Raw genomic sequence first — 12,642 nt, forward strand, 5'->3', positions numbered from 1 at the left:
TCTGTTCTCGCGTGCTCAGCGCGGGAACAGAGCGCCGGTCCAGCCCGCGGGCGGGACGAAGAAGTAGCCGCCCCCGACGGTGAGAACGTAGCGTGCCAGCCGCTCCCCGGCCAGCCGGCGCTGCACTCCCGCGAACCCGCGCTCGAGGTCCCGCTGGTACGCGAGGAACAACATCCCCTCCTCGCCCTCGGCCCGGAACGAATACCCGCGGCGCAGCATCTCGGGGCGCGGGCCGGTGCCGCGAGCCAGCCGGACGTGGGCGTCGAGCGGTGTCACGGCACCGTCCGGGTCGCGCGCGAACGGCGGGTCCTGGGCGGCGGCCGTACCGTCCAGCCAGGTGCCGTCGCGCCGCCGGCCGAAGACCCGTTCCTGCTCCTCGACCGGGTCCCGGTCCCACATCTGCGTCGCCAGCCGGATGACGCGCACCACCTGGTACGTCCCGCCCGCCGCCCAGGCGGGCTCGGTGCCGCCGACGCGGACCACGGCCGGTATCAGCGCGGCGTCCGGGTTGCCGTGGCCCTCCGTGAAATGGAACGGGTTGGTGGCGGTCGGGTGCCCGGCCGGCGAGGTGCCGGCCCCGTCGCGGAACCCGGCGACCCGCCACTGCGGGGTGAGGGGCCCGGCGACCGTGGCGAGCAGCCGCTCCGCGGCCTCGGCGGTGCCGGCGCCGGCCTGCAGCAGAAGGTCGCCGTGCGTGCGCCCCGGGTCGAGGACGTCGCCGGGGAAGCTCGGCATCGCGGTGAGCTGGCGGGGCCGCTGCGCGGGAAGGCCGGCCCGGTCGAACAGCGTGGCGCCGAGCCCGATGAGCACCTCGGCTCCGGCGCCTGCCGCATCGGCCCGCCCGGTGATCTGCCGCAGCAGATCGGCGACCGCGTGAACGTCGCCGCCGGGCAGCCGGTAGGAGGCGACGACCGCGTGGGCGGGCGGTGCCGTGGCGAGCGGATCCCCTGCCGTCGCACGAGCGGCCGACGGCGGCGGGTCCGAGCATCCGGCGACCAGGCCCGCCGCGGCCACCGTCAGCACCTGCCGGCGGCGCAGACCCCCGCCCGGGGTCACGGCCGATCGAAGGTCTCGACGCGGGTGCGGTACGGCCCGTCACCCGCGGCGCCGACCTCGACGACGAAGTCGGACAGCGCCCGCTCAGTGGGGTTGCCCTCGGGACCAAGGGCGCCCGGCTCGGCGTCCCATTCGATAAGGTGCACGGTCACCGCGTACCGCCCGGCCTCGAGCGGCAGCATCGTGGGCGGGTCGTCGCCGACGTCCTCCAGCCCGCCGAGCGCCACCGCGCCCCGGGATACCAGCAGGTACGGCTCGGAGCTCACGAGCCGGTACCGGGACTCCCGGGCGGTGAGGCCGCCGCGGCGAACCACCACCTGCCAGCTGCCGTCGCCGCCGACGTTGAGCGGCACGAACGCGCCGTCGCGCATGTGCGCGACCAGCCGGTCGTCCTCCGCGACCTCGTTCTCCCAGGAGTCGAGGTCGGTGACGGCGGTGAAGTGCTCGGGTTGCCACAGGGCGCACATGCCGGCGTCCGTGCGGGCCACATGCGACTCTTCCCAGGTCGCGGACATGGCGGCCACCTTAACACCCCTCCCGGATCACGATGCTGCACACGGCGTCCCCCGGTTTCAGGCCCAGTTTCTTGATCTGGTTGGCGATCTGGCGGCCGATGCTGCGGTTGACCGAAGCGTCGAGCGGCCACATGTTGGCGATGTCGTCGGCGCCGCCGAGCTGCAGCTCGATGAGGTGGTCGATGTCGTGGCCGGCGGGGATGCTGTTGCCGGCGCCTCGCCAGGTGCTCGACGAGGCGCGGCCGCGCACCGACGGGGTGACCCGCATGCCGCCGGCGGCGTTCATGCCGGCGATCTTCGCGTCCGCGGCGGCGCGTTGGGCCTGGGTCCAGCCCGGCTTGTAGGTGACCTCGAGGACCGCACAGTTGTGGACCAACGCGGTCGCGGCGCCGGCGCCGACGAAGTACGTGTGGTACCCGTCGACGGTCAGGTTGAAGACCGTCTCCCAGGCGGTCTCGTGGTCGACCGCGGTGATCTGGACGTATGTGCCGGCGGCGGTGCGCAGCCACTGGCCGGGACGCAGGGTGCCCGCGTCGGCCCAGCGGTGCTCGCGCGGCAGCCAGAACGGGTGCCCGTCCGTGGCGACCAGGTGGTCGTCGCCGATGGTGATGCGGGTCAGGTGTTTCGCCCCGACGCCCTGGATGACGGTCCGCACGGTCCGGGGGACGGCACGGGCGTCCGGCCGCTCGCCGGGCGCCGCCAGCACCCGGTCCCCGGCGCGCACATCGGCGATCCGGCGGCGGCTCCCGTCCGCCATCACCACCTCCGTGTCGGCGGTGAAGCTGTTCCGCAGGCAGCCGGCCGCCGCCTTCGCGCCGCCGAGGGCGCCCTCGAGCCAGGCCCCCGCCAGGCCCGAGACGCAGCCGAGCGCCGCGGCGCCGCCGACACCGCCCCAGCCCCAGTCGACCTTGCGGCCGGACAGGCGCTGGCTCGCCCACTCCATCGCGCCGTCGGTGAGGCCGCCGACCAGGCAGCCCACGAGCAGCGGGTTGTTCCCGGACGGGTCGGTGAAGTTCGTCGGTGCGTCCGCGGCGTACGCGTAGAGGTTCGCACCGCCGGCCGCGCCGATCGGATCCTCGCTGATGAAGCGTTGCAGCGTCGGGCTGTAGTAGCGGGCCCGGTAGTACATCAGGCCGGTGCCGTCGTCCTCACGCCCGGTGTAGGTCAGCGTGTTGCCGCTCGCGTCCCCGGTGCGGCTCGCCGCCCCGTACGGTTCGTAGCCGTACGTGCTGCGGATCGCGCCGCTGTCGTCACCGAGCCCGATCGTCGAGCCCGCCGCGTCGGTGAGGAATGTCCGCCGACCCTCCGGCCCGGACCGGGAGAACCACTGGTCGACGCCGCCGCCGAGGAGCTCCGCGGTCGCCGTGGTGCCGTCGAGCTCCCGCACCGGCATGTCGTCGTCGTTGAGGAACCCGGTGGTGCTGCCGTTCACGGTCCGGGCGGTGCGCCGGCCGAACCCGTCGTAAGCAAACCCGGCTGTCTGCCCGCCGCCGGTCACGCCGGTCAGCTGGCCGCGGGCGTTCCACTGGTAGCTGCGGGTGCCGTCGCCGGTGAGGTTGCCGTCGGCGTCGTAGCTCAGGGTCGTGCCGCCGGACGCGGTGAGCCGGTTGGCCGCGTCGTACTGCAGGTCGGCCCGTGCCGCGGGCAGCCGCACCCGCGCCAGCGAACCCTCGGTGGCGACGATCCGCCCGGCCCGGTCGTACCGGTAGGTCAGCGCGCCCTTCACGTCGCCGTCGTGGCGGTAGGTGAGGCCGGTGAGCTGCCCGGCGTCGTCGTACTCCGCGGCCCTCGCCCAGCCGCCCGGCAGAGTGGTCACCGCGGCCCGGCCGGCGTCGTCGTACTCGACGCCGACGGTGCCGTGCCCGTCCTGCGCCACCCGGGTGAGCCCGTCGGCCGCGTCGTAGTCGTAGGTCACCGCCGGCCGCCCCGCCACGGTGGCCGAGGTGCGCCGCCCGAGGGCGTCGTAGGCGTACCGGATGGTGCCCTGCGGACCGGCGACCCGCACCGGCCGGTCGAACGCGTCGTAGTCCAGTGTGGTCGGTCCCGCCGCGGCCGTGTCGGTCACCGAGGCGAGCCGCCCGACCGGGTCGTACGCCATGGTCACCGACGATTCGCTGCCGTACGCGACCGTGGTGGGCCGGTGCAACAGGTCGTAGCCGAACGTCGTGGTGATGCCGCGGCGGTTCGTGGCGGTCGCCACCTGCCCGGCCGCGTCGTAGCCGGTGGTTGCCGTGCGCCCCAACGGGTCGCGGAACGAGACCGGCCGGTCGCTGGCGTCGTACGCCCAGCTCGACGTGTTGCCCCGCGCGTCGGTGAGCCCGGTGAGGTTGCCGGCCGCGTCGTACGCCAGGGTGGTGCGGGCGCCGAGCGCGTCCGTCACCTGGGTGATCTGGTTGAGCCGGTCGTACGCGAGCCGGGTGACCGCGCCCGCCGGGTCGGTGATCGCGGTGACCCGCCCGACCGCGTCGGTGAACTGGCGGGTCACCCGGCCGAGCGGGTCGGTGACGGTGGCCAGGTCGGCTCCGCGGTAGGCGAAGGTGGACGTCTTGCCGGCCGGGTCGGTGACGGTACGCACGGATCCGGCGGAGTCGTACGTGTAGCGGGTGACCCGGCCCGCCGGATCGGTTGCCGTGGTCAGGTTGCCGGCGGTGTCGTACGCGTACGTCGTCGTGTGCCCGGCCTGGTCGGTCACCGACAGCGGCTGGTCGAACGGGCCGCCGTAGGTGACGGTGCCCGACTCGGCGGCGTCCGCCGTGCCGGCCAGCTCGGTCGCCGACTTCAGCCGTCCCGCGGCGTCGTAGTGGTACTCGGTGCGCCGGCCGCTGCCGTCGGTCACTGACGCCAGCGCCTGGTCCTCGCCGCGCTCGTAGACAGTCGTGCGCGCCGCGGCGCTCCCGTGCGCGGCGGTGTCGGTCAGCACCGCTCCGGCGGCGTTGAAGGTGACCCGGCGTACCGTCCCGCCGGGCTCGGTGACCCGGGTCTCGGTGACCCGGCCCGATGCGTCGGTGGTGTAGGCGAACTCGTACACGGCACCGTCGGTCAGCGTTTGCCGCGCGACCCGGCCCGCCGCGTCGTACGCGTTCGTCAGGTACGTGATGCCCCGCGCGTCGGTGGCGGTGGCGATGCGGCCCTTGTCGTCGTACGCGTACCGGGTCACCCCACCCGCCGGGTTGGTCACCGTCTGCAGGCGGCCCGCCGTGTCGTAGGTGTAGCCGACCACGCGGCCGGTGTTGTCGCGCGCCGCGGTGACCCGGTCGTGGTCGTCGTAGTCGAACCGGATCCAGCGGCCGTTGGGGGAGGTGACCTGGTCGAGGCGTCCCTTGGTGCCTTCGCTGCGGGTCATGGTGATCTGGTTGCCGTTGCGGTCCCGGATCGCCAGCACCGGGCTGTACATCGGGAAGACCATGGTGACGCCGTCGCGGCGTTTGAGCCGCCAGCCGTGGCTGGTGCCGAGCGCCGGGTCGGAGCCGAAGGAGACGACCGCGCCGCGGTACTCGCCGGCGGTGTCGCGGGCTTCGAAGACGGCGTCGCTGTAACTGGTGCCGGGGGAGGTCCGCACGAAGTGGACCTTGGTGCCGCCGGGCACGTAGAGGTCGACCTGCTCGTACTGCTTCTCCGAGTGCAGGAACATGCCGTAGGTGCCGGTCACGCCGACGCCGAACTCGCGGGCCTCGTCGTCGCCCTGCCAGTACCGGCGGGTCACCGACAGCGGCATCGAGTCGGCCACCGTGAGGTCGGTGTGCGCGTCGGTGAGCAGCCCGGTGGACAGGTCGACGGGATCGCCGGAGAGCCAGTCGACCGCGTCGCCGAACATCGACGTGAGCCACTTCGGGAGGTCCGAGGTGTTGAACATGGAGCCGTGGAACGCCCACACCCGGGTGGCGGCGTCCGGCACGACCTGACGGCCGTCCTTGCTGACCTTGCCGTGGCCGTACACGTACCAGCCCCTGCGTTCCGGGTCGTAGTCGTAGAAGTCGACCGTGGTGTCCGGCGGCAGCTTGGTGTAGTTCGGGTAGACCACCTGCGCGCCCTGCGGGAAGACGAACGTCCCGCCCGGCTGCACCGTGAAGTACACGGGCACGATGCCGTTCTCCGGCAACGGGTACGGCGGCCGGTCGATCGGGATCGGCGTGATGCCCAGCTCGGTGATCGGGCGCCCGGCGGCGTCGCGGACCACCGTGCCCTTGGGGATCCGCACCTCCAGGCCGGGGATCTTCGGAGTCCTCAGCACCACCTCGGACGTCGTGGGGGAGGAGAACCGCACGGTGTGCCGCAGGTCGAGCTCCGGCAGCCAGATCGTGAACGGCAGCACAGTGGTGCGCCCGGCGGCGACGGCGACCTTGATGTGGAACACGCCGTGCTTGCGGGTGGCGCGGCCGGTGGAGCCGTCGACCACCAGCGTCGCGTCGCCGGCGGTGAGACCGGTGAGCAGGAACCGGCCGCGGTCGTCGGTCCGTGCCCGGTGGCCGGCCAGCGACACCGCGACCTTGCCCAGCGGCTTGCCGTCCAGGCCGAGGATGTGGCCGGCGAGGGCGGTGACCCCCCGCGGCGCGGTACGCGGCTTCGGTGTCTTCACCCGGGGCCGCCGCGCATTCCAGTCGACGCCCTGCAGGCTCGCCTTGTCCGGGATCCAGGACCCCGGTCCGGGTGCCGCGGCGGTCGGCTGGACGGTCGCCTTCCGCGTCGGCGCCGGCGCGGCTCGCGCGACGCTCGCCTCGACCGTCACCGCGATGGAGACGGTGCCCGTGCCGGCGCTCGACGGGTCCAGCACCAGCAGGTACGCGCCGTCGGCGGGCAGCGGGTCGAAGGTGAAAGAGGAGTTGCCGTACAGCGTGCCGGTGTCGACCTTCGTGCCGTCGGCCTTCTGCAGCTCGGCGTCCGTCCAGCTCGGCAGCGTCGAGCCCGACGAGGTGACCCGCAGGCGCTGGCCGGCCGTGCCGGCGAGGGAGAGGCGGGCGTTCTGGCCGCGCCGCGTGACGGCGACAGCCGCGGCGGGTCCGCCGGCCGTGACCGCACCGGCGTCCGCTTCGGTGGAGAGCGTCACGTCGAGACTGCCCGTGGCCGCGTCGCCGGGTGCCACGAGGAGCTCGTACGTGCCCGCCGGCACCGACGGCAGGTCGACGTCGTTCGTCGATCCCGGACCGAGGTACTGCTCGTCGACCAGGGCCGTGCCGTCCGGGCGGAAGACGCTGACGTACGCGTACTTGTTGAGCTGGTTCGCGGTGAGGCCGAGGCTCAGCCGGGCGGTTCCCGCCGTGAACGTGGCGGAGGCCTCCTGGCCGGGCCGGGCGATGGTCATCGTCACCGGTGGCCCGGACGGATCCAGGGCGCCGGCCCGGGCGCGGAGGGAGTAGGTGACGGTCAGCGATCCGGTGGCGGGCTGGTCCGGCTCGATGATCATCAGGTACTCACCCGTGGCGGGGAGCTTCGGCGGGCGGACCACCCGGTCGCCGGAGCCGACGTACTCGCGGTCGAGCAGGGTGCCGCCGTCCGGCTTGCGGATGGTCGCGTACAGGGTGGAGCCGAGGGTGTTGCCGGTCAGGCCGAACGACACCGCGTCCCCGGCGGTGCCGGTGAAGTGCAGTGCGGCGGTCTGGCCGGGCCGGGCGATCGTCACGGTGCCGGCCGCGCCGCCCGCGGTCACCGTGCCCGCGTCGAGCCGGCGCGAGTAGGTCACCGTCACGGCACCGGTGACCGGCTCGCTGGGCTCCAGGAGCATCAGGTACTCGCCGCCGGCCGGCAGGGTCAGCTGGATCGCGTTGCTGCGGCCCGCCTGGGTGTAGTCGCGGTCGAGCAGGATGCTGCCGTCCGGCTTCCGTACGGTCACGTACAGGGCGGAGCCGATGCTGTTGCCGGTCAGGCCGAACGACACCGCGTCCCCGGCGGTGCCGGTGAAGTGCAGTGCGGCGGTCTGGCCGGGCCGGGCGATCGTCACGGTGGCGCCCGCACCGCCCACGATGACCGATCCCGCGTCCGTGCGCCGCGCATAGGTCACGGCCAGCGCGCCGGTGCCGGCCTCCAGCGGGGCGACCAGCACCCGGTACCGCCCGTCGGTGGGCAGGGCGCCGATCCGCACGACGTCGGCGTCGGCGCGGCCGATGTAGTCGCGGTCGACCACCCGGGAGCCGTCCGGCGCCAACACGCTGACATAGGCCGCCGTGGTCATCGAGTTCGAGGTGATACCGAGGCTGACGGCGGCGCCGGCGGTCCCGTCGAAGCCGAGTACGGCGTCCTGGCCGGGGCGGGTGATCGTGGCGGTGACGGCGGGCCCGTCGTCGCGCAGCATGCCGGCGTCGACGCGCGCCGACAGCGTCGTGGTGAGCGACCCGATGGCGAGGTCCTGGGGATCGACGATCACCTCGTACCGGCCGCCGGCGTCCAGAGTGCCCAGGTCGATGCTGTCGGACCGGCGGGTGCTCAGGGTCAGGTCGTCCAGCTCGTCGCCGAGCGGGTCGATGACACGGACGTAACTCATTGCGGGCAGCGTGTTGGCGGTGAAGCCGAGGCTGAGCGCCTGTCCCGCGGTGGCATCGAAGGTGAGCCGCAGGTCCTGTCCGGGCAGGGTGGTGCTGGCGGTCAGGCCGGTAGCGGCCGGGTCGAGCCGGCCCTGGACCGGCTCGGACACGGTCACCGCGAGCTGTCCGGACGAGCTCGCGGTCGTGGGGTCGATCACCAGCTGGTACGTCTGCCCGGCGCGCATTCCGGCCAGGTCGACGTCGAAGGGGCGGTTGGAGCTCGCCGATCCGCGCGGCACCGCCTTGCCGTCGGGCCCGATGACGGTGGCGTCGACGTACCCGGAGATGGTGCTCGCGCCGAGGCCGATCGAGGCCGTCCCGGAGGCGGGCGCGTCGAACAGCACGACCGCGACCTTCCCGGGCGTGTTCACCGCGACGGTACGCGTCGCCCCGGCCGGCACCCGCGTGACCGACTCGATGAGCGCCGGGTCCACCCCGGACGGCGGCACGAAGAAGTCCTGCGGCGCGCCGGCGTCGCCGCGCGCGGTGAGCACACTGACCCGGCCGCTGGCCGCCCCGACCGGCACCCGGAACCGGATCGTGGTCGCGGTGACCGCGACGACGTCGGCCGCCTGCCCGCCGATCATCACCACGTCGTTGCCGAGCACCGGGTCGAAACCGCTGCCGGTCAACGTCACCTCGGTGGTCGCCGGGCCGCTCACCGGGCTCATCCCGGTGACCACCGGCGGGCCGGCGGTGACGGTGAACGGGCCGGCCGCCGCCGTCGCGCCACCGACCTGGACGGTGAGCGGTCCGCTGGTGGCCGTGTCCGGCACCTCGACGGTGATCTCGTCGGAAGCCGCGGTCACGACGGTGGCGGCCACCCCGTTGAAGGCGACGTGGTTGTCGGCGGGGGTGGCGGCGAAGGCCGTCCCGCGCAGGGTGACGCGGGCGCCGTGCGGAGCGGCCGCCGGGACCACGCCGAGCACCGACGGCTGAGATGCCGGGAACCGCTCGACCCGCACGATGTTGCCGGTGTCGTCGTAGGTGTACCGGGCTGCTTCGTCGCCGGTTACCACGCCCGTCAGCCGCCCGGCGGCGTCGTACGCGTACCGCGCCGGACCGCCCGCCGGCTCGGCGACCTGGGCCCGCTGAGGTTCAGCGCGCGGTCTCTGCACCTTCTGTGGAGCCGCGGCGGACGGCCGCGCGGACATGTCCGGCGGCGGTGGCGCGGGGGCGGCGACCGCGTCGGCGGGGCCCAGGGAGACGGCGAGGGTGGCAACGACGAGGGCAGTCAGCAGCCGGTGCGGTCGCATGAATCAGAGACCTTCTCTCGAGGCGCGGGCGCGCGAAGCGAGAGAAGTATGGCGATCGGGCGGATCCACACACGACGGAGAACGGACAGAGATTGCGCTCGATCGAAGAATTGGGCGTTTGCCCTACGGCGCCGGTCGGGGCGGGGCGGTGCTGTCGCGGACGACTAGCTCGGTGGCCAGCTCCACTCGGGGCGTCTCGATCTCGTCGCCCTGGGCCAGCCGCAGCGTCGTGCGCGCCGCCAGCCCGCCCATCTCGGCGAGCGGCTGGCGCACGGTGGTCAGCGGTGGCGACGCCCACCGGGCTTCCGGAAGGTCGTCGAAACCCACCACGCTGAGGTCGTCGGGGATCCGCAGGCCGCGCTGCCGGGCGGCCTCGTAGACGCCCATCGCCATGGTGTCGCTGGAGGCGAAGATCGCGGTGGGCGGCTCCGGCACCTCCAGCAGCGAGAGGCCGCATGCGAAACCGGACTCGTAGAGGAAGTCGCCCTGCCGGATGAGGGACTCGTCCACCGTCTCGAGCCCGGTGCGGTAGCCGTCGAGGCGGGCCCGGCTGCAGATGAGGTTCTTCGGGCCGGCGATGAAGCCGATCCGGCGGTGCCCGAGCCCGGTCAGATGCTGGGTCGCGGACAGGCCGCCGGCCCAGTTGGTGGCGCCGACGGTCGGGATGTCGGGCGGGGCTCCGCCGGCCGGGTCGATCACGACCACCGGGATGTTGAGGCGCTGCAGCTCGGCGTAGACCGGCGTGGTCAGCTCGGAGGTCACGAAGATGACGCCGTCGGACTGGCGGGCGTAGAGGTTCTGCAGCCACTGCCGGGTCGCGGTCGAGCGCCGGTGCACCGCGGAGACGACCGTACCCACTCCCGAGGCGTGCATGACGTCCTCGACGCCGCGGATCAGCTCGACCGCCCACGGGCTGTCGAGATCGTTGAAGACCAGGTCGACGAGAGCCGCCTTGCCGGTCTGCTGGCGCGAGGCGCGGCGGCGGTAGCCGTGCTCCTTGAGCAGGTTCTCCACCAGCTCCCGGGTCTGCGGGGCGACGTCGGCGCGGCCGTTGAGGACGCGCGAGACGGTCGGCACGGAGACGCCGGCTTCCCGGGCGATCGCGGCGATGGTCACGCGGGCCACGGGCCCTCCTCGTAAGTTTCGGGAGCAGGTCCCGGAAGTATTCCACAGTCCGTGCGGGAAAACATGAATCGCATTAGCATCTGCGCTTATTGATCGCCCTCGGTCTATATCCGGAGGTGCCCTTGTCCCCCAGACGCCTGCTCGCAGGTCTCGCCACGGGCCTGCTCCTGCTCATCCCCGCTCCCGCTCCCGCCTCCGCCGCTCCCTCCGGTTACCAGGTGGGCGTCGGCATCGGCGACATCACCGGCGAGGCCGCCGAGGTCGGCATGCTCGGCTACGCCGACCCCACCCAGACCACCTCGGGCCTGGCCTCGCGCCAGTGGGCTCGGGCCTTCGTGGTGGCCGACGGCGCCGGCCACCACGTCGCCTTCGTCAGCGCCGAGATCGACTTCGTCACCCAGGCCGTCCAGATGGAGGTGCTCAAGCGTCTGCGGGCGGAGCACGGCGCCACGTACACCGACCAGAACGTGGTCCTGACCGCGACGCACACCCACGCCGGCCCCGGCGGGTTCTCCGAGTACACGATGTGGAACCTCACCACCCTGGGCTTCGAGGCGCCGGTCTTCGAGGCGATCGTCTCCGGCATCGTGCGGGCCGTCGACACCGCGGACGCCCGCCTCGCGCCGGGCTCCGTCAAGATCGCCGAGGGCACGCTCTCCGGCGCGAACGTCAACCGCTCGATCGAGCCGTTCAACAACAACCCCGCCGCGGACCGGGCGAAGTTCCCCGGCGCCGTGGACACCCGGATGACCGTGCTCCGCTTCGAGCAGGCCGGGCGCCCGGTCGGCATGCTGAGCTTCTTCGCCACCCACGGCACCTCGATGACCCCGGCGAACCACCTCATCAGCGCCGACAACAAGGGGTACGCCGCCCACCTGATCGAGGACGGTGTCCACGGCGTCGACTGGGCCCACCGCGGCGCCTTCGTGGCCGGCTTCGCCCAGACCAACGCCGGGGACATGTCGCCGAACCTGCGCAACGGCGGCGCCCAGGGCCCGACGGACGACGAGTTCGAGAACACGCGGATCATCGGCAAGCTGCAGGCCGACAAGGCGCAGCAGCTGTTCGACAGCGCGACCGAGGAGCTCACCGGCCCCGTCGACGCCCGCGGCCGCTACGTCGACTTCTCCGCCGTCCAGGTCGCGGGGGAGTACACCCCGGACCACCAGGCGCACCACACCTGCCCCGGCGCGCTGGGGCAGAACTTCACCGCGGGCGCCGAGGACGGCCCCGGCCCGCCGATCGTGGACGAGGGCGACCTCAGCACCAACCCGCTGCTGCTGGTGGCCGGCATCATCGTCAACCCGACGCCCGCCGAGGTGCGGGTCTGCCAGGCGCCCAAGGACGTCTTCCTCGGCAGCGGCAGCCAGAACCCGCCGTGGACCCCGCAGATCATGCCGCTGCAGGTCCTGCGGCTGGGCCAGCTGGCCATCACCACCGCGCCGGGCGAGTTCACCATCGTGGCGGGCCAGCGGGTCCGCGACGCCGTCGCCGCCCAGCTCGGCGGTATCGCCACCCACCAGATCCTCGCGGGGTACGCGAACGCCTACGCCGGCTACGTCGCCACCCCGGAGGAGTACGACCTGCAGCACTACGAGGGTGCCGCGACGCACTTCGGCCGCTACACCCAGCCGGCGTACGCCCAGGAACTGGCGAAGCTCGCCGCGGCCCTGCGCGCCGGGCAGCCCACGCCCAGCGCGGTCCAGCCGCCCGCCCTGCCGCAGAACAGGATCAGCGTCCGCCCCGGCGTGGTGCTCGACACGCCTCCGCTGGGCAAGTCCTTCGGCAGCGTCATCACCCAGCCGGCGGCGTCGTACGCGCGCGGCGCCACGGTCCGCGCGGACTTCGTCACCGGTCACCCCAACAACAACCTGCGCGACGAGGGCACGTTCCTCGAGGTGCAGCGTCAGGACGGCAGCGCGTGGACCACGGTGTCCACCGACTCCGAGTGGCAGACGCTCTACCGGTGGAAGCGCGAGTACCTCGGCGTCTCCACGGCTCAGATCAGCTGGACGGTGCCGGCCGACGCGGCGCCCGGCACGTACCGGATCGTCCACTACGGCGACGCGAAGGGACTGACCGGCAGCATCAAGCCCTTCACCGGGACCACCCGCACCTTCACGATCACTCCCTAGGGGAACAAAACGGCGGCGCTCGCGTCCTCGGGGCGCGAGC

Annotated in this window: 5 protein-coding genes; 1 reads left to right on the top strand and 4 read right to left on the bottom strand. The window is 73.3% G+C overall.

Annotated elements, in window-relative coordinates; genetic code table 11:
- Positions 1-15 precede the first annotated feature (15 nt).
- From AB0J80_RS24310 to AB0J80_RS24325, 4 genes are all read right to left on the bottom strand, one after another.
- Entirely contained in the window at positions 16-1,056 is a 1,041-nt protein-coding gene (locus AB0J80_RS24310) for a Dyp-type peroxidase (RefSeq protein WP_364708869.1), read from the bottom strand.
- Entirely contained in the window at positions 1,053-1,571 is a 519-nt protein-coding gene (locus tag AB0J80_RS24315; protein WP_364708871.1) for a hypothetical protein, read from the bottom strand. The genes AB0J80_RS24310 and AB0J80_RS24315 overlap by 4 nt, the downstream gene beginning before the upstream one ends.
- A gap of 10 nt (positions 1,572-1,581) precedes the next feature.
- The gene (locus tag AB0J80_RS24320) at positions 1,582-9,342 is read right to left on the bottom strand and encodes an RHS repeat-associated core domain-containing protein (protein ID WP_364708874.1); all 7,761 of its coding nucleotides are present in this window, start codon (positions 9,340-9,342) and stop codon (positions 1,582-1,584) included.
- 123 nt (positions 9,343-9,465) lie between these two features.
- Positions 9,466-10,467: a LacI family DNA-binding transcriptional regulator gene (locus tag AB0J80_RS24325; RefSeq protein WP_364708875.1), complete on the bottom strand. Its 1,002-nt coding sequence runs from the start codon at positions 10,465-10,467 to the stop codon at positions 9,466-9,468.
- Between the two features lie 122 nt (positions 10,468-10,589).
- Here AB0J80_RS24325 and AB0J80_RS24330 point away from each other — a divergent pair, with 122 nt between their 5' ends.
- On the top strand, positions 10,590-12,602 hold the full coding sequence (locus AB0J80_RS24330) for a neutral/alkaline ceramidase (RefSeq protein WP_364708878.1): 2,013 nt from the start codon (positions 10,590-10,592) through the stop codon (positions 12,600-12,602).
- The last annotated feature ends 40 nt before the right edge of the window (positions 12,603-12,642 follow it).

This window comes from Actinoplanes sp. NPDC049548, assembly GCF_040676695.1.
In the GTDB taxonomy this organism is placed as follows: domain Bacteria; phylum Actinomycetota; class Actinomycetes; order Mycobacteriales; family Micromonosporaceae; genus Actinoplanes.